Consider the following 17,603-nt stretch of genomic DNA (forward strand, 5'->3'; position numbering starts at 1 on the left):
GTGCCATGTAAAATTCCCGAACATCACGCCATTTACATTTGAATATATCCTGCCGCCGCCGTAATGCTACTGGCCCACCTGTCGATTGGTTAGAACCCAGAGTTAATAACGTAAGCGCTTACGTCAATAAGACAGGTAAAGCTATCTATAAATATATTCGGTATGCAGACTATTAATATTATCTAGTCAATTTAAGAAAATAGCGGCATAAACAATGGAGGTAGAGCAGGCATTTTTCTTTTTTTATTATTTTTCTGTGAGTCCTCAACATTAACTTACCTGCAGGTGCTTTCTCAGAGGAAGCCGAGACGACGGAGTGATACCAACTGGCCGATGTGGGAACTAGAGTGGGATCTCCCCGCTGGAACAAGTGTCTCTGAAGTGCTGGCACGTTACTCGACGCCAAATCTGCTCCAAAAGCTTGACGAGAAACTCGATGTTCAGGTTGTTGAGCACAGAGGCATGTTTAACTTGGGAAAGGGAATTCAAGAATGTACGAAAACAGCTATTTTGTCCGCGATTGGAGAGGGGCATAGAAACCTTTGTGAAATTGACATTGCGCTCACGGCGGACGGCGTTCCAATCGTCGCTCACGAATTCAATGTATTTCGTGTTGCTGCTTTAGATGAGGATAAGCCGGTTCGCAAATTTTTGTCCCATCAGATCGTTGGACGACCAGTCATCATACGCGAGATCGAGAACGGTAAGATCTCTGAGACAAACTACAGGGTTACTGACCAGACTATAAGCACTCTTGAAGATATCCTCGACAGCGCGATTCAGGTGAATCCGGACGCAACCTTCATTCTCGACGGCCGCGATGACGAAGCTCATCTCATCGTGGCCTGGTTAAGCTATAGGTCGGCGTATTTTGGCAAGGTTGCTCTTCTATTCTACACCTTCAAGTACATTGATGGGGATCACTTTGTGCAACTGGTAGAGAGTGCAGATCCGGAACCTCGATGGAGGCAGACTGTGCCCCTCATGCCTATGCTTTTTCCAATGGAAATGGTTCGGATCGCAAGGGATCTGGGGCATTCTCATCCGACTGTTGATGAAATATATGGGGCTGCAAAATATTGGATTGATTCCGTCCTCGCCCAAGACATTTGCATTTTTGCTGTTCAAACTATGCTGTCCTACGTTTCTGAAGACACTTTAGAAGACGCGGCAACTGAAGACGAAAGACTCGCGTACAGGGCTAGCGAAGCGAGCACGCGTTTGGCTTACTATGTAAAGTTTGATCGCGATATAAAGGAAGCGAGACCAAACCTAAAACTCTCGACCGGTACCCGAAGTTACGATTTTAGTGCTGTGACACAAGGAAAAAGGTTGCAATTCCATAACGAGTTTTTCACCGGTAGAGAGGAAGCATGGGACACCGACCTTCGCCATTACATCCGCTGTCGCCAAGGAACGCCTGGTATACCCCTGCTGCATGATCTTCCAGATTTGGTAATTTCCGACCGCTCAGAGGACGACATGGCTTTACTTGCTTGGAAGAGCGCTGGCGTCAAACGTAGGGTCGACGTGCAGGCACCTCACCTTGACATCTACGATTCTGAAGAGGAGTAGGCTTCGTAATTTTTTGTTGACGAATGCGCACAGTTATTGAAGTATTTCTGAATACTGAGTACTTTAAATTCAAATATCAAATAAGATCGGACATATTCGGCCGTATGCACCGTTCACTTGCTTTGTAATTTGACATGGGACTATGTATTGTTTTCAGGCATTTATCTTATATTATAATGTATTGCGAAATTATTTCAGCAAATAAAATTCGAAATAATTTCATTCGACAATTGCCCAGAATAATTTACGGTCTTATCGGTACATAATACATCGTCGCGCTCTTAACTGAATTATGAGCAATTTTATTAAATCAAGATGCCTTCTAGTGGGACCTGTTAGGTATTCATGACGGGCCTAACCTATTTCGTCTTACAATCACCATTAAAGTATTTACTCGTTGATGCGAATAAACTTCAATTCAGGCTCAAAGTCGATAAAATGGCATGATTGCCTCGGTCCGCTTTTGATTCAGAGAAACAAAAGTTTCTCTCTCGCTGATTGATTTTGTGTTTCTTTCATAGGCTCAGATTGCAGTACGGGTCATTCCACTGTCTCGCGGCTTCCCGCTGACAAAACGGAAGGCGGAAATCCCGCATACGGCTATACTAAATGCCATAAACACGTGTTCAGTAAGTTCAAAAACTGACGGCGATTTCACACCCAGTAAGGCCACAACGCCCGCACTTTTCATAGTCATATATATTCCTGCAGCCGTTATCCTTTTTCGATAATCGTAGGTGCCCTGAACCGCGTTCGAAAATGGAGTTTACACTGCCATATATCCTGCCGCTGCTGCAGAGGTGCGGTAAGTCGATTTCAGTGAACGCTGGGAAACAATTTGGCGATTGCCAGTTTATTTGTCAGGCGCTTGTCACCGTGGACCTCAATCTGCCCGTCGAGGATGGAACCAAGCCATTCGCTGTGTTATTCTTCACGTTCGTCTGGTTCCGTCCTCGTGTCTAGGCAGTGTCCCCATAAACAGGGTTCATCTTATTGGCGGTGTGTGATTTTATTGGCGGTGTGTGATTCATATGTGGAACGGCCCGGTTAGCAAGGTATTTTCCTCGTAGTTCACCATCGGACGGTGCATTCATATGTTCGGCCTATTGATGCGGTATAGCCCGCTGGCCACGATGAAGTCCGCAATGTCGATCGCCTAATCAATCTCACGCGCTCTACGGCGCCCTGAATCACACGGTCTGATCGATATTGAGGTTGCGTTCCATTGGTTCATCACGCTGTTGTACCTTGCCGCTATCCCGGCACATAACGCCGGGAATTCTGTCTATGCCTTGATCATGACTGCCGGGGTCTGATACGTCCCTCCTTTGACAAGGAGCGCCCATATTGTACGCGCTATTTTGTTGGCCAGCGCTACCGCAGCGACCTTATAGGGTCTCCGCGCTAGCACAGAGGCGATCCAAGCTGGTAGTTTCGCGCCTCGTCGGGCCTGCTTCAGGATTGAAGTCGCGCCAACGACTAACAAAGTCCTCAACTGCTTGTTGCCACGTTTTGATATCTTACCAAGCCGCTCTTTTCCTCCACTGGAGTTCGCCCACGGTGTAATGCCGATCCAGGCCGCCAAATCGCGCCCGGTCCGAAAGCCCGCAGGGTCTGGAACTGATGCCCGGACAGTCGCTGCTATGATGGGTCCGACGCCGGGGATCGTTGTCAGACGGCGAGCGGCATCATCAGCCTTCACTGCGGCGACAATCTTGCTATCGAGCTTTTCAATCCTTCCCGTCAGGATTTCAATTTGATCGGCCATTTCCAACAGCGCCGCCCGAGCTGAAGGGGGAAGCCGATGATCTTCTTCGTCGCGTACTATGACGACAAGCTTGGCGATACTGGGCATCCCGGTTGCAGCAATGATGCCAAGTTCGGCCATGTGGGAGCGCATGGCATTTGACATCTGGCTGCGCTGCCGGACGAGCAACTCTCGCGTCTTTAAAACCATACCGGCGGCTTGTTCTTCTCCGGATTTAACGGGTACGAAGCGCATTGTCGGACGCGTCACCGCCTCACATATGGCCTCGGCATCCGCGGCGTCCGTTTTATTTCTCTTCACGTAAGCTTTCACATAAGCAGGTGGCATCAGACGAACCGTATGACCGAAAGCTGCGATCGCGTTCGCCCAATAGTGCGCGGTGCCGCAAGCTTCGATACCGATAAGGCAAGGCTGGATTGAGCGGAAAAACTCGAGCACCTGCGAACGCCTCAAGGAACGGCGAACTGCGACTTTTCCATCTCCGGTTACGGCATGGACCTGAAAGATCGACTTGGCTAAATCAAAACCGATTGTGGTAATCTTCTCCATGGAACGGTTCCTTCAAAAGTGTGGTGATTGGCGTCCCCACAATAGGCATCCTTGATGCCGGTTCGAAGGGCCGTTCCACACCATCAATCTCTTTAGAAGGAGATTGGTATGCGCCGTCACGAATTGAGCGACGAAGAATGGGCTATCATTGCACCTCTTTTGCCGAACAATAGCCGTGGAATTGAACGTGTCGATGACCGCCGGGTGATCAACGGCATCCTGTGGCGTTTCAGGACCGGTTCGTCCTGGCGCGATGTGCCGGAGCGTTATGGCCCGCGCACCACGCTTTACAATCGGTTCTCCCGATGGCGCAAGGCGGGCGTCTGGGATCGTCTTCTGGACGCCGTTTCAAAGCGTTATGATGGAGACATTGTGATGATCGACAGTTCTTGTGTTCGCGTTCACCAGCATGGTGCCAACGCTAAAAAGGGGGATCTGCCGATCCTTGCATGGGACGTTCGCGCGGCGGCCTGACGACAAAGATACACGCTCTCGTCGATGCAGATGGCAGACCGGTTCGGCTTGAACTCACCGCTGGCCAAGCCGCCGATGCACCGATGGCTGAAAAGCTGTTGAGTGACCTGCAGCCCGGCGCGATGATCCTCGCCGACAAGGCATATGACACTGACGCAATTCGTAACTTTGCCAAGCAACGCAAATGCTGGGCGAATATCCCTGCAAAGGCTAATCGAAAGCAGACATTCAGCTTCAGCCGCTGGGTCTACCGTCAGCGCAATCTCGTCGAACGGTTCTTCAACCGTATCAAGCAGATGCGCGGCCTTGCGACGCGATACGACCGGCGTGCCGACAACTATCTCGCCGCCCTCAAGCTTGCAGCGACGAGGATATGGATTGCCTCAGCTAATGAGTCCGCGTCCTAGCAAATTCCCTTCAACTGAGATGCAGCATGGCAAAGCGCGGTGATAAAGACTATCTTTTCGACCCGCTGCGATGTCCGGAATTTTGTGCGACCGCTTCCGTAAAATTTTTGGAAGAACCGATGCCGGGGACTATGCCCACGAGACGACATGGTTGATCAGACCGGGCATGACTTTGAAGCGCCCCTCCTCTTTTTCACGCGGATGGTTTCAGCTCGAGGAAAAGGTCGTCACTGTCGCCAAGCTTCAAGCGCCCTCATAGGAGCCAAACACCAATCCGATCGTATAGTTGCAGCTCTCCCCCGGCTGCAGGAGTGGACGGTCTTCTGCGATGTCGGTACGAGGCTCGACGCCAAGGGCGTACATACCTGATTGATACGCTCGCCAGATCGCCAGCCTGTTCAGGTGCGTTCGGCTGAACGATAAGCCCACAGATACATCGAGCGCCGGGTTTGAGAGCATGATGGGATCGGACCAGGGAATATCGCGACTATCTACAGAATCCACGCGCTCACCGTATTTGTCATTTGGCAGAGGTTGCTCAACCAGCATTTTTGCCGCGAGAAGTTCAGGTAGACCTGTGAACTCCAGGTTCTCATCAAGAAACGGATACCCCAAATTCAGGTGGTAGATCATCGCGTGATGGGACGGGACGAAGCCTCGATTGGTAACCACATCATCGATCACTATTTCAGAGGCAAATATCCCAAGTGTTACGCGCCGCCGCAATTCGAGTGTCTCACCAAATACACTTGCCTGCCTGACGATGCCCTCACAAAAGATTTCCTCGCTGCCCTGGTCGACCCCATATCCCACCAACCGCGCTTTCTCGGTGGAGATCCTACCGTGCTGCGGCATTTTTCTCGTTTTAAGATGGGGGTGTCCGTAGTGCGAAATATCCGTTTCGCGCGGGCGGCTGACGTGGTCAAGTCCGCAGGTCACCATGAAGCCATCGAAGTTGCGCAGGAACCCCCACCCGTCCTCCGAGCCGGGATCAGACGGAGGAAACCGCATTTGTGCCGGCGAATTCCAGCCGATGTTCACGCCCTTGAAAGAAAGACTGGAGACATCAAATCCTCTGTCGACGGCAATCTCGAATGAAATCCCCTTCGCGTTCCGGGCAATGAGTAGTCTTTGACCTCGCGCGGGACCATCCTCGAGCGTCACCAGTCGAATGTCCGCAACCCCTCTCAAATCCGGGGTCTTTCTCAACAGATTGATATCCATAGTATCCTCGATCGCGTCGCTCGCTGAGATTGTCAGAAGTTCCGACTGGCCGGCGACGCTAAACGTCGGCGTTCTGGCCGCCCAAATTGAAGAGAAGCTGCTGGAGTCCGGGTTCATTTACTGCCAGAGCGGCATCCGCTGGTGAACACCACCTTTTGCGGCGTTGGCCCTTCTCAGGGAACTCGTCTTCGACCTCCGAAACCATCAGCAGATAAACCTGAACGAGACAGGGAAGAACCTCATCCAGAGAGATCTTCTTATCGTAGGTGTAGTGGCCAAGAGGCAACTTGCTGACACGCCCTCTGACCCCTGCCTCTTCCCACGCTTCCTGTTTAGCAACCTGATGCGGCTTCTTCTTACTCATCGGCCAACCTTTGGGTATTACCCAACGGCCGGTATCTCGGCTCGTGATGAGGAGAACCTCAACGTCACCGGGAGCGAGGTCGGCCGATCGCGTACAAAGTGCCGCGTATTGGTCGACCTTCGCGCCGAGTGGTGTTTGACATATTCTGGTGGCATCACGCCGCATTAGGCAGCAACCGCCACTTTCTGGAGCAGTGGTCTTACTTTCTCCAGAAAAGTGTCGCTTCCACAAGCAAAACGGAGCTTCTGCGGTAGTTCGGTTCTGTCCCAGTCAATCGTATGCGAGACGCCAAGATTGCCGAGTATCGGCAACGCCGCCATCACATCCCAGGTCGAATCGCCCAACGACACATAGCCATCGGTTTCACCCATCGCCACCTCGATGAGAGACAACGTTGCCGAACCGCAGCAGCGGAAGCTGATACGAAGATCATCGGAGATGAAGCGAACAACTTCGAGCCGGTCTTCGGTCGCCACCGACGGATGAAGACCAACTCCCATTGAAGCCCGGGAAAGATCGAGCGGAGGAATTGGTTGCAAGGGCTTGTCGTTCAATTGCGTCTCGACGTCCCTGCCGCCAGTCAGCATCAAATCTCGCACGGGGGCGTAGATCACACCAAAGACCGGCCGACGGTGTTCATAAAGTCCGATGGAAATCGCCCAGTTCTGGCCGCCACGAACAAAATTGAACGTCCCATCTATAGGATCGATGACCCAGGTCCGTCCGGACGTTCCATTGATCTCGCCACCTTCCTCGCCATAGACGCCGTCTTCCGGAAAAGATCTCTTGAGATTGGCGATTAGGAATTCTTCGACCTGCCTGTCAGCTTCCGTCACGAGATCAAGATGGCCCTTTTTCTCGACAGGCAAATCAGCGAGCTTGCGGAAATACTGAAGGGCGAGTGCGCCCGCTTTTCTCGCAATCTCTTCTACGATGGCCTCTACCGTGTGCCCCGTATGCAAATCAGCCATTGGCTTCGTCCTTGAGCCGCGCGGCCTGCGACACATCGTTGCTGATGAGCTGATCAAGCTGACCTTCGCGAATCCAGCGAACGACGTCGGCTTCGATATCGACGCCGTACGTCTTGAGACTCTTCAGTTTGCTCGGGGGTGGAACGTGGAGGAAAGTCGCAATCCCGCCGTCATGGAGCTGGATTGCTTCTCCGCTTGGAAAATGGTGGATCTCAAGGTTGATGGCATCAACGTTGGCTTCGCGTGCGATGGCGGCCGGATCGAGAAGGCGCGAATGCGACAAGCCGACAGTCGGCACCTCTGGAATAGATTTCTTCAGAGCCCGGAGCTGGACAAAGTCGAAGGACGAGAACTGCAGCAGGTCAGCGCAATCGAGTTCATCGATGATCGCCCGGAGCTTCGGGAAGAACACGTCGTCATGACCATAGGTCTTCAGCTCAAGCTGATAGATGATGTTGTGCTCGCGGGCGAAGTGCAGCGCGTCCCTGAGGCGTGGAATTCGCTCGTCTCTAAACTCCTCGCCGAACCATCGGCCGGCACTCAAGGCGGCAATCTCGGAATAGGCCATGTTGCAGATCAGGCCATTGCCGTCGGTGGTCCGATCGACGGTTTCATCGTGTATCAGGACCAGTTCACCGTCACTGGTAATGCGCAGGTCAGTTTCGCAGGTCACGCCGGGTCCGGCAAACTCGCGGGCCGCGCGAAACGCAGCATACGTATTTTCCGGCGCGCCTTCGCTATGGCCGCGATGGCCAGCGACGCGCATTGTCTTTGGCGTCATTCTCAGCGGGTTCATTTTGTTTCCTTTCGTTTAACGGAGCCGCGCATCGAAGCGGTCACGCAGATAGTCGCCGAGCAGGCTGATCGACAGGGTTGTCAACACGATTACCGCGCCCGGAAACGCAGCCAGCCACCAGGCGATAGCGAGATAGTTACGGCCGTCAGCGACCATCAATCCGAGACTCGTGGCCGGGGGCTGGATGCCGAGACCGAGAAAGCTCAAACCGCTTTCGAGAAGAATGATTTCCGGGAAATTGACAGTGAATTGTACGATGAGCGGCCCCGCAATGTTCGGCAGCATGTGACGCAAGTAGATTCGCATCGGCGGCACGCCAACGATCCGTGCCGCCTCCGCATACCCTTCCTCTTTCGCGCTCAGCACGAGCCCCCGGGTCAAGCGCGCATAGCGTTCCCAGTTCGCGAACCCGACCAGAAAAACAAACAACAGTGGGCTCGACCCGAAGATTGCGAGAATACCTAATGCGACGATGATGAATGGAACAGATGCCATGGCGTCGGAAAAACCCATGATCGCATTATCGATCCACCCGCCGAAATGGGCGGCGATCAGCCCCAGGCATGTGCCGATCAGGGCGCAAATAAGCGATCCGACGACCGCGATCATCAGGGTCGTCTGGGTTGCAACCAAGAGATTGCTGACAACGTCTCGGCCAAGGTAGTCGGTCCCGAGCATATGAGCTACCGACACAAACGGCTTGGCAAACCGGGCCAGCGGGTCCTGATGGAGGTAATCATAGGGTGCTGCCCACCGCGCCGTGATGCCGATGATTACGACGATGGCAATCCAGGCACAGCACAGTCCAATGATGACCGGCATACGATGAAAGGGAGCCCACACGGTGCTCTTCAACGAGCGTGAAGCTGTCGCTGTCGTCATGTCAGTGCTTCCTGATTTTGGGGTTGAGAACCGCGTAGAGGACATCGACGGTCAGGTTGATCGTCACCATAAATGCCGTGAAGAGCAGGATCATTGCCTGAACGACCGACAGGTCGCCGCTGCTGGTTGCCGCGACGAAACCGCTGCCGAGCCCCGGCCACGCAAACACTGGTTCGATCAGAACGGCGCCGCCCAGCAGTCCACCAGCGGTGAAGCCGAGCGTGGTCACCATAGGTATCGCCGCGTTTGGCAAAGCATGGCGGAGTATGATTTCCCAGTTTGGGATGCCGTCAGCGCGAGCCGCAGCGATGTAAGGTTGGCCAAGAACATCGATCAGGGTCGAGCGCATGAACCGCGCAATGGCGGCGGCATTGAACAAAGCAAATGTCGCGACCGGCAGGATCACGTGGTTCCATGACGAACTTCCCGAGCTCGGGAGCACCCGCAGCCAGACAGCGAATACAAAGACAAACACAAGACCCAGCAGAAAGTTGGGAATGCTGTAGCCGAGTACAGCGCCTGCCATGACGCCCTTGTCAACAGCGGACTCCCGCCGAACCGCAGCAAGGATGCCGGCTGGAATTCCGATCAACATGCTAAGAACAAAGGCCGAGACCGTAAGAAGCAGCGTTTTCGGGATTCGCTCACTGACGACATCGAAGACGTCTCGGCCATCGGCGTATGAAGTCCCGAAATCGCCTCTCAATGCGTTAACGACGTAAATCAGGTATTGCTCGACAATAGACCGATCGAGCCCCCACTTGGTCCGGAAGGCGGCCAACGCCTCGGGGCTCGCAGTGTCAGGCAACATCTGTTGCGCGGCATCTCCGCTTAAGCGCAGAACAACAAAAACAAGCGTTACGGTGAATACAAGCACAATGACAGCCCGGACCAGGCGGGCAAAAATGAATGCCACCATTAGGCAATCTCCTTCTGCTGCGAGTCTGCCGGCAAGGAAGCGATTGATCGAGGGAACTCTTCAGCCCTATGGCATGCCACCTGCTGGTCCCCGACCGATCGAAGTGCTGGCGTCTCATTCGTGCATCTGTCGATAGCAAACGGACAGCGCGAACGGAAAGCACAGCCCTGACCGGCTTTCGTTATGTCCAACTCACCCTTGATCGGCGGTTCGACGTTGCGCACAGTCGGGTCCATGGTAGGGACAGATGCAAGTAGCGCACGTGTGTAAGGATGACGCGGCCATTGGTAGACCGACCTGATATCACCCGTCTCGACGACGCACCCCAGATACATCACCGCAATCCGGTCAACGAGATGACGAACAATGCGTAGGTCGTGGGTAATAAAGACGTAGGCAAGATCTAAGTCACGCCAGAGTTCCCGCAGCAGCGCCACAACCTGCGCCTGAACGGAGACATCTAGAGCGGATACGGCTTCATCGAAGACGACCAGCTTCGGATCAAGGATGAGAGCCCGAGCGATAACGACGCGCTGTCTTTGGCCGCCAGACATCTGGTGCGGATAGCGGTCCATCATTACGCTCGACAGGCCAACCCGCTCAAGCATGGCCGCAGCCCGCTCATAGGCAACCGCTCGGTCCGTCACGTGATGGACAATAAGGCCCTCGGCAATCTGCTCGCCGATGGTCATCTGCGGATTCAAAGCCGACAAGGGGTTCTGTTGAACGAGCGATGTGTGTATGCGGAAGTTCTTCCAGTCCTGAGCAGTCCGTTCCTTGTGGTTCACGCCTTCGAACCAGATGTCACCGCTCGTTGGCGGTGTCAGGCCGAGGAGAAGTCTGCCGAGTGTCGATTTGCCACTTCCGGATTCCCCGACAATTCCGAGCCTCTCGCGGGGCGCCAGTTCCAGATTGATCTTCCTGGAAGCAAACAGGCTGGTCGACTTCGAGAAAAAGCCGGTCTTCTGACCGAAGGCCTTCGACAAGTCGCGTGTCTTGAGGAGGGGCGCGCTCATGCAGCCACCGGATGATAACAGGCCGCTTCATGCGCGAAGCCGACATTCGCAGGCGCCGGAAACCGCGTCGAACATTCTGCCGTCGCTCGCAAACAGCGCGGATGGAAATAACAGCCCTGGGGAAGGTTATCGAGTAGCGGTACAGATCCGGGGATCGGGACCGGCGGTTCGAGATCGTCCGCCTCGATACTCGGCATGCATTCGATCAGAGCGCGAGCATACGGATGGGCCGGTCTTTCAAACAATTCCGCAACGGGCGCCGTCTCGACGATTTTTCCGCAGTACATCACTGCCGCCCTATCGGCGAGACGCGCGATAACACCTAGATCGTGGGATACAATAATCAGCGCCATGCCGGTCTCGGCTTTCAGTTCTTCGAGCAGATGAAGGATCTGTGCCTGCATCGTCACATCGAGCGCCGTCGTCGGCTCGTCGGCGATCAAAAGTTGGGGCTTTGCTGCCAGAGCATGGGCGATCATAACGCGCTGGTTCATGCCGCCGGAGAATTGATGCGGGTAGGATCGCAGCCGGCTTTTGGCCCGATCGATACCGACACGCTCAAGAAGCCGCATCGCTTCCAGCCGAGCATCAATGCCTTTCAGACCCTGGTGGCGGTAAAGGGCGGACTCCAGGTAGTAGCCGATCGTGTGGACCGGGTTCAGGCTGCTTGTCGGGTCCTGAAAGATCATCGCGATCGTCGGCTTGCCGGATTTGGCGGACGCCGTCCGGTTCGCTCCGAATTCGATTGATCCGCCGGTTTTCGCAATTCCCCGCGGAAGCATGTTGCCCACCGCGTAGCACGTCATGCTTTTTCCACAACCAGACTCGCCAACGAGCCCCAGCGTCTGGCCGGCTTCCAAAGAGAAACTGACACCGTCGATAATCCGGATATTGCGGGCCGGCACCTCGACCACGAGATCACGAACATTCAACAAAGTAGACATTTCATCCTCCCTGAGCGGTGCGCACGGATGCGCACCGCCATCTCGTTGGATTGTTGTTATTTGAAATTGAGGTTTCCGCGGAATTCCATGGTCTCGAATGAAACAGGACTCCACTGGACGTCTTTGCGTGCAGCGTAGACATCGTAAGGCTGATACATCAGGACAGCAGGAGCTTCGTCCTCGAAGATATCACGAAGGCGGTTGAAGGCTGCGGAACGCTCTTCGCCATCCTTCAGCTGGGCCACCTGGTCGCAGAGGTTGTTGAACTCTGCAGGTGCCTTCCAACCCCAGCGCTTCTGGACACCGCGGCCAGGACCAAATTCCGATACCATCGTTGTGAGGCCGTCCGTCAGCCACTGGCCGTTCGACCAGTTGCGGATTAGAATGTCGGAGTCCTTGGGTGTCGTCCCCGGCGCAAAAATCTTCGGCACGACGGTGATGCCGGCGGCTTTCCACATCTCAATCATCATCATCAACGCGGGGACAGCGTTGGCGTAATAGTTGCCCATCGTATGATAGGTGATCGGGGTGCCGTCGTAACCGCTTTCCTTGACAAGACGCTTGGCCTCTTTGAGGTTGAATTCCATAGGCTTCCGCTTCGGGTCGTAAGTCGCGCCGTAATGCGGGAAATTAAAGCCGTTCGGTATGGAAGCCTTATTCTTCCACAAAGCCTCGACGATAAGCGGCCGATTGACAGCAAGCGCCAGAGCACGACGCAAAGTCTTGTTCTGGAAGATTGGCTGGTTCATGTTGAACGTGAACATATGGAGGTTCTCGATCAGCGTGCCACGCGTTTCGAGGTCAGAGTAGCCGTCAACCAACGCCATGTCGTCCGGCGTCAACGTCGTGATGATGTCATACTCACCACTGATCAGACCGGCCACGCGCGTGGCTGGCTCCGCTACGACCTGGTAAGTGATTGTCGAGGCCGTAGGCTTATCGCCCCAGTAACCGTCATTCGCTTCCAACGTCACATGATCGTTAGCGACAAGCTCCCTGAACTTGTATGGCCCTGTGCCGATCGGCTTGTTACCGAAGGCAACTGCACCGAGGCTCTTGTAATACTCCTTCGGGACGATCGGGCCGAGCCAGGAGCCGAGATATTTCTCGATGAGATAGGACGGCGTCTTGGTACGCAAAACGACGGTGTACTTGTCTTCCACGACCGGCTCGTCCCAGTTGGGAGAAAAATTTCGGCCATTCGGAACCGTCTTGATCGCTTCGTCACCCCACAGCCGCTCAGAAGAGAAGGTGAACGCAACATCTTCCGCCGTCATCTCGGCGCCGTTGTGAAATTTGACGCCTTGCCGAAGCTTGAACCGGATGGACTTGTCGTCAATCCGTTCGAAGCTTTCAGCGAGTGCCGGCACAAGCTTGATATTGTTGCCTTTGGCACCATCCGCAAAATAGTCGCGCCGGATCAAGGCATCAAAAATCTGGTTGATGATACGCGGGCCGGTGTTGCTAATGCCGTTGATCGGCTCCAGCGACGGAGGTAGCCCATTTACACCGATGCGCAACGCGCGACGATCCGCGGCAGATGCAAAATTTCCGCCTGCGGTTGACGCGAGAGCTATCGCCCCGGCGCCCATCATAAAACTTCTGCGACTGGTCTTACGCATCTGGTTGTCCTCTCCCTGCTCTTTCTAAAGAGTGTTTGTGCGATTGCGCGGACTTCGAACCTAGTTCGCGATGACGAGCTTCTTCCGCAGCTTTTCCGGTACTGTCTCAATGATGCTTCTGGCGCCGGCATCGGTGACGATGACCCCGACGTCCTCTATCCTGGCGGTCACCGAGAGGCTTGATTTCGTGAACTTTGAATGATCCGCAACGACAATGACGCGGCTTGCGACCTCAATCATCGCCTTCTGGACGCTCGCGTTCAGTGGCGACGCCGTACAGATCAATCCCCGATCCAGATCGATCGAGCTGGCATTGAGGATCAGCTTGTCGACATTGAATTGTCGGATGAACTGCTCGGCGAGCGGACCTCTGAAGGACCGGTTGGTTTCGGTATATTCCCCGCCGACTGAATAGACGTTTTTCGTTTCGCCTCGGATCAGTTCGGCAACGATGTCTGCGCCGTTCGAGATCAGCGTCAGGCCAGCGCGCCCGGAAATATGCTTTGCGACCTCCAAGGCAGTGGTACCGGCATCAAGCAGAACAGCGTCGCCGTCCTTTATCATCGCCGCGGCCGCCGCAGCGATCACCGCTTTTTCGGCCTGATGCGAAACGGCGCGAGCCGCGTTCGGCTTGTCTTGAGCGACTTGGGAAACGCTGACTGCTCCGCCGTGTGTCCGGCGCAAAAGACCGGCCTCATGGAGTTCACTCAGATCCCTCCGGGCGGTCGCCACTGATATCTCGAAGTGGTCGGTTAGCTTGCCGATGGACAGAAACTGTTCGCCTCGCAACAGCTCGACGATTTTAGCCTGGCGGTCCTGCGTCGAGTTGAACACAACACTTCCCTTTCACCCAAGAATGATCTATATCGCTCACATTATGAGCGTTATCGTTCTTCGTCAAATGAAAGTTTGATGACGGTTTTGTTGCGTTGCAACAGAGTACTACAGCGTATAAGATTTCCCCGCTGAGCTTTAACACAGCCGCGTCCGCCCTGTAAGCGATTGGTCGAGTGAGCGAAACCGCTCATTCGTTACTTAGGCCAAATGGGGCCCTGCGCCTGTTTTGCCTGAGATGAACTTTGGGAGAGTGCCTATGCCACGTGCACGATTGATTGAAGCTGAACGGCCTCGAACTTCTGGACCTCCAGCAAATTCTTCCTGTATGCGAGGCGGCGCAGGCGGGAGGCCGGTGGGCAGCTTTCCTCCCAGCTCGCCCACCGGTTCAATGTCTCCACGCCCCGGGTTCTCTTCGACAATAGTCCCTACCAAACCGGCTTAGACTGAGGACGGCGGCGTTGGAGTCGACAATCGTCATGATCAACCTGTTCGGGGCAGTTGCTCTGCTGCTGTTCGGCCTTTCGCAGGTCAAGGAAGGAGCGTCCCGGACGCTTGGTTCCAAGCTTCGCACCGGTCTCGCAACCGGAACAAGGAGCAGCACACGATCATTTCTTGCAGGCTTTGTCGCGACCGTAGCACTGCAGAGTTCTACGGCCACAGCGCTGATGGTCTCTTCATTTGTTGAGCGAGAACTGATCAAGCCGCGCATGGCGCAGGTCGTGCTGCTGGCAGCCAATGTCGGCACCGCAGTAACAGCATGGATCGTTGCTACCGGAATCGAATGGGTTTCGCCTGTCTTGCTTGCTGTGGGAATCATTCTTTATCGAGGCGGAACAACGTCGCGTCAGGGCGCTGGAACCGCCCTTATCGGTATTGCGCTGATGTTGCTTTCTCTTCATCTTCTCAGTCCAGCGACCGAGCCGCTGCGCCATTCAGCAGCGCTTGCGGCCTTCATCGGGCTCCTCGACAACGCATGGCCGGTCGCCATTATCCTCTCGGCGGCGATTGCCCTTGCATCGTCCTCAAGCCTCGCTGCGGTCGTTCTTATCCTGTCGATGGCGTCTACCGGCATTCTATCCGGCGGCCTTGTCGTTGCATTGGTTCTAGGGGCCAGTTTGGGTGGCGCTGTTCCGCCGGTGATTGCCGCATTGTCGGGATCGGTAGCCGCCCGGCGTGTGACGCTCGGTAACTTGCTCGTACGGGCCATTGGCTGCGTCGTTACCCTTCCCGGAGCGGGAATTCTCGCCGACTGGCTGTCCATGTTACCCCTGCCCTACTCCGAGCTTCCCGTCGATGCGTACCTGGCCTTCAACATCGCCCTCGCGTTGCTCAGATGGCCCTTTTCGCGGCTCATCGCACGGTGGATGACCATTCTAATCCCTGATAAGGCCCAGACGGAAAACGGTCCAAAATTTCTCGACGCCGACGAACTGTCGACACCGATCGTGGCCCTCACCAGTGCTACACGCGAGGTGCTTGGTGTCGGAGATCTGATCGAAAGAATGCTTTTGAAAGTCTCTGATGCTTTTGAGCAGAATAACGCATCGAGGCTAAAGGATATTTCTCAGATCGAACATCAGGTCGACCGGTTGCAACAGGAGGTCAAGGTCTACCTTTCCAAACTTGGTCGGTCCGGATTGTCAGAAGACGAAGGGCGCCGTTCGATCGTCATCATCGACTACGCCACAAACCTCGAACACATCGGCGACATCATAGAGAAAGGTCTCTTGCAGGCGGTAACCAAGAAGATCGGGCACGGCCTCAAGTTCTCCGATGACGGCTTTGTCGAGCTTCAGCAGTTTTTCCAGCTGACCATAGACAATCTCAGGATCGCACAGACGATCTTCGTCACCCGCATGTCAACCTTGCCCGCCAACTCATGGAACGCAAGATCGAGGTGCGCCAGATGGAGAAACGATCTTCCGAGCGTCACCTTGAGCGGTTGCGTCACGGACGCGCCGACAGCCTGCAAACCAGTTCGCTTCATCTCGACATCCTGCGCGATCTCAAACGGATCAACGCCCACCTCGTATCCGTCGCCCATCCGATCATGGACGAACAAGTACTGCTCGGTGAAAGCCGTATCATTGCTCGCGACTCGATAACCTGACCTACACTGGATCAATACGCCTCGTACCCACGCAAACCATCGGAAGTTCAAAATGAAGAACAAAGTACAGCTATTCGCCTATGTCGACCGGTTAAGTGGTGGAGGCTTTCCGAACCTCAAGACCTTGATAGAGAGCAAGTTTGCTGGCTTGTTTGGTGGTCTTTATGCCCTCCCCGCTTTTGCCACGATAGATTTTTCCAACGCCGGTTTTCATCCCATAGATCATACGACGGTCGATCCCCGACTGGGAAGATGGCGGGACGTGCGACGCTTTGGCCGACCTGATTTGGAACACTCCACATCGCTCCCGATCGGCAGCTGTCGGACAAACAATGACGACAAGGATAATGGCAACGATTAGACGGAGATGAAGAATGCAACACTGGCTGGACAAGCTGACGGATCTTGCCGCGATCGAAGGCGATGAATGCATCCTGAAGACGGGGCTGGCGGATATCGCAGAGCATTTCGGCTTCACAGGTTATGCCTATCTCCATATCCAGCACAGGCATATCACTGCCGTGACCAACTATCATCGCGAGTGGCAATCAACCTATTTCGACAAGAAGTTAGTGGCTCTCGATCCGGTCGTCAAACGCGCAAGGTCCAGGAAGCACATCTTTACCTGGTCGGGCGAGCAGGAACGACCGTCGCTGTCGAGAGACGAGCGTTCTTTCTATGCTCGCGCAGCCGATTTCGGCATCCGCTCCGGCATCACCATACCCATCAGGACTGCCAACGGCTCGATGTCGATGTTCACGCTGGCATCGGATAAGCCGGTGATTGATCTGGATCGGGAAATCGATGCAGTTGCATCGGCATCAACCATCGGGCAGATCCATGCCCGCATCTCATACCTTCGCACCACGCCTACGGCAGAAGATGCCGCATGGCTCGATCCGAAGGAGGCGTCTTATCTCCGATGGATCGCCGTTGGCATGACGATGGAGGAGATCGCTGACGTCGAAGGGGTCAAGTACAACAGCGTCCGTGTCAAACTTCGCGAAGCCATGAAACGCTTCGACGTCCACTCCAAGGCGCATCTGATAGCGCTGGCAATCCGACGAAAACTCATTTGAAAGTCAACGCAACAATCGCGACGTGACACGGTGATCGCAATACGCTTAGGTTGTCCAGTTATGTCT

At 54.6% G+C, this 17,603-nt stretch carries 15 protein-coding genes and 1 pseudogene; 5 read left to right on the forward strand and 11 right to left on the reverse strand.

Annotated elements, in window-relative coordinates; all coding sequences use genetic code 11:
• Positions 1-381: 381 nt before the first annotated feature.
• Positions 382-1,575, forward strand: coding sequence for a glycerophosphodiester phosphodiesterase family protein (locus ACQZ40_RS15205; protein ID WP_174000894.1), 1,194 nt, complete (start codon positions 382-384; stop codon positions 1,573-1,575).
• Positions 1,576-2,860: 1,285 nt separating this feature from the next.
• Here ACQZ40_RS15205 and ACQZ40_RS15210 read toward each other — a convergent pair.
• Entirely contained in the window at positions 2,861-3,892 is a 1,032-nt protein-coding gene (locus ACQZ40_RS15210; RefSeq protein WP_174000893.1) for an IS110 family RNA-guided transposase, read from the reverse strand.
• Positions 3,893-4,000: 108 nt separating this feature from the next.
• On the opposite strand from ACQZ40_RS15210, the gene ACQZ40_RS15215 reads away from it, so the two are divergent.
• A protein-coding gene (locus ACQZ40_RS15215) for an IS5 family transposase (protein WP_410171767.1) occupies positions 4,001-4,773 on the forward strand; the annotation gives its coding sequence in 2 pieces (ribosomal slippage) (positions 4,001-4,327 and positions 4,330-4,773; 771 coding nt in all).
• Positions 4,774-5,016: 243 nt separating this feature from the next.
• Here ACQZ40_RS15215 and ACQZ40_RS15220 read toward each other — a convergent pair.
• The 10 genes from ACQZ40_RS15220 to ACQZ40_RS15265 are packed head-to-tail and all read right to left on the reverse strand — an operon-like array spanning position 5,017 to position 14,345.
• Positions 5,017-5,997, reverse strand: a complete 981-nt coding sequence (locus ACQZ40_RS15220) for an aldose 1-epimerase family protein (RefSeq protein WP_065657615.1) — start codon at positions 5,995-5,997, stop codon at positions 5,017-5,019.
• Positions 5,998-6,055: 58 nt separating this feature from the next.
• Positions 6,056-6,526: an NUDIX hydrolase gene (locus ACQZ40_RS15225; protein ID WP_065657614.1), complete on the reverse strand. Its 471-nt coding sequence runs from the start codon at positions 6,524-6,526 to the stop codon at positions 6,056-6,058.
• Positions 6,526-7,332 (reverse strand): inositol monophosphatase family protein, encoded by an 807-nt coding sequence (locus ACQZ40_RS15230; RefSeq protein WP_065657613.1) that lies wholly within the window; start codon positions 7,330-7,332, stop codon positions 6,526-6,528. The genes ACQZ40_RS15225 and ACQZ40_RS15230 overlap by 1 nt, the downstream gene beginning before the upstream one ends.
• Positions 7,325-8,128, reverse strand: coding sequence for a glycerophosphodiester phosphodiesterase (locus tag ACQZ40_RS15235; protein WP_012478156.1), 804 nt, complete (start codon positions 8,126-8,128; stop codon positions 7,325-7,327). Before ACQZ40_RS15235 ends, ACQZ40_RS15230 begins: the two co-directional genes overlap by 8 nt.
• 15 nt (positions 8,129-8,143) lie before the next feature.
• On the reverse strand, positions 8,144-9,010 hold the full coding sequence (locus ACQZ40_RS15240; protein WP_065657612.1) for an ABC transporter permease: 867 nt from the start codon (positions 9,008-9,010) through the stop codon (positions 8,144-8,146).
• 1 nt (position 9,011) lies between these two features.
• Entirely contained in the window at positions 9,012-9,929 is a 918-nt protein-coding gene (locus ACQZ40_RS15245; RefSeq protein ID WP_012478154.1) for an ABC transporter permease, read from the reverse strand.
• A complete protein-coding gene (locus ACQZ40_RS15250) occupies positions 9,929-10,945 on the reverse strand; it encodes an oligopeptide/dipeptide ABC transporter ATP-binding protein (RefSeq protein WP_065657611.1) in 1,017 nt (338 codons plus the stop codon). Before ACQZ40_RS15250 ends, ACQZ40_RS15245 begins: the two co-directional genes overlap by 1 nt.
• Positions 10,942-11,889 carry an ABC transporter ATP-binding protein gene (locus tag ACQZ40_RS15255; RefSeq protein ID WP_012478152.1) on the reverse strand — a complete coding sequence of 316 codons (948 nt, stop codon included), beginning with the start codon at positions 11,887-11,889 and terminating at the stop codon, positions 10,942-10,944. The genes ACQZ40_RS15250 and ACQZ40_RS15255 overlap by 4 nt, the downstream gene beginning before the upstream one ends.
• A gap of 56 nt (positions 11,890-11,945) precedes the next feature.
• Positions 11,946-13,511, reverse strand: a complete 1,566-nt coding sequence (locus tag ACQZ40_RS15260; protein ID WP_012478151.1) for an ABC transporter substrate-binding protein — start codon at positions 13,509-13,511, stop codon at positions 11,946-11,948.
• Positions 13,512-13,571: 60 nt separating this feature from the next.
• Positions 13,572-14,345, reverse strand: a complete 774-nt coding sequence (locus tag ACQZ40_RS15265; protein ID WP_012478150.1) for a DeoR/GlpR family DNA-binding transcription regulator — start codon at positions 14,343-14,345, stop codon at positions 13,572-13,574.
• Between the two features lie 461 nt (positions 14,346-14,806).
• Between ACQZ40_RS15265 and ACQZ40_RS15270 the strand changes: the two are divergent.
• From ACQZ40_RS15270 to traR, 3 genes and pseudogenes are all read left to right on the forward strand, one after another.
• Positions 14,807-16,458 (forward strand): annotated as a pseudogene (locus ACQZ40_RS15270) (Na/Pi cotransporter family protein).
• A gap of 52 nt (positions 16,459-16,510) precedes the next feature.
• Complete coding sequence (locus tag ACQZ40_RS15275) at positions 16,511-16,819, forward strand: hypothetical protein (protein WP_065657609.1); 309 nt, start codon at positions 16,511-16,513, stop codon at positions 16,817-16,819.
• 13 nt (positions 16,820-16,832) lie between these two features.
• Positions 16,833-17,537 carry an autoinducer-binding transcriptional regulator TraR gene (gene traR, locus ACQZ40_RS15280; RefSeq protein ID WP_065657608.1) on the forward strand — a complete coding sequence of 235 codons (705 nt, stop codon included), beginning with the start codon at positions 16,833-16,835 and terminating at the stop codon, positions 17,535-17,537.
• The last annotated feature ends 66 nt before the right edge of the window (positions 17,538-17,603 follow it).

It is taken from the genome of Agrobacterium sp. 16-172Ci (assembly GCF_053522725.1).

Excerpts from the sequence above, each read along its gene's own strand:
- ACQZ40_RS15210 (WP_174000893.1), bottom strand. The coding sequence starts at position 3,892 with ATGGAGAAGATTACCACAATCGGTTTTGATTTAGCCAAGTCGATCTTT.
- ACQZ40_RS15220 (WP_065657615.1), bottom strand. The coding sequence starts at position 5,997 with ATGGATATCAATCTGTTGAGAAAGACCCCGGATTTGAGAGGGGTTGCG.
- ACQZ40_RS15225 (WP_065657614.1), bottom strand. The coding sequence starts at position 6,526 with ATGCGGCGTGATGCCACCAGAATATGTCAAACACCACTCGGCGCGAAG.
- ACQZ40_RS15230 (WP_065657613.1), bottom strand. The coding sequence starts at position 7,332 with ATGGCTGATTTGCATACGGGGCACACGGTAGAGGCCATCGTAGAAGAG.
- ACQZ40_RS15235 (WP_012478156.1), bottom strand. The coding sequence starts at position 8,128 with ATGAACCCGCTGAGAATGACGCCAAAGACAATGCGCGTCGCTGGCCAT.
- ACQZ40_RS15240 (WP_065657612.1), bottom strand. The coding sequence starts at position 9,010 with ATGACGACAGCGACAGCTTCACGCTCGTTGAAGAGCACCGTGTGGGCT.
- ACQZ40_RS15245 (WP_012478154.1), bottom strand. The coding sequence starts at position 9,929 with ATGGTGGCATTCATTTTTGCCCGCCTGGTCCGGGCTGTCATTGTGCTT.
- ACQZ40_RS15250 (WP_065657611.1), bottom strand. The coding sequence starts at position 10,945 with ATGAGCGCGCCCCTCCTCAAGACACGCGACTTGTCGAAGGCCTTCGGT.
- ACQZ40_RS15255 (WP_012478152.1), bottom strand. The coding sequence starts at position 11,889 with ATGTCTACTTTGTTGAATGTTCGTGATCTCGTGGTCGAGGTGCCGGCC.
- ACQZ40_RS15260 (WP_012478151.1), bottom strand. The coding sequence starts at position 13,511 with ATGCGTAAGACCAGTCGCAGAAGTTTTATGATGGGCGCCGGGGCGATA.
- ACQZ40_RS15275 (WP_065657609.1), top strand. The coding sequence starts at position 16,511 with ATGAAGAACAAAGTACAGCTATTCGCCTATGTCGACCGGTTAAGTGGT.
- traR (WP_065657608.1), top strand. The coding sequence starts at position 16,833 with ATGCAACACTGGCTGGACAAGCTGACGGATCTTGCCGCGATCGAAGGC.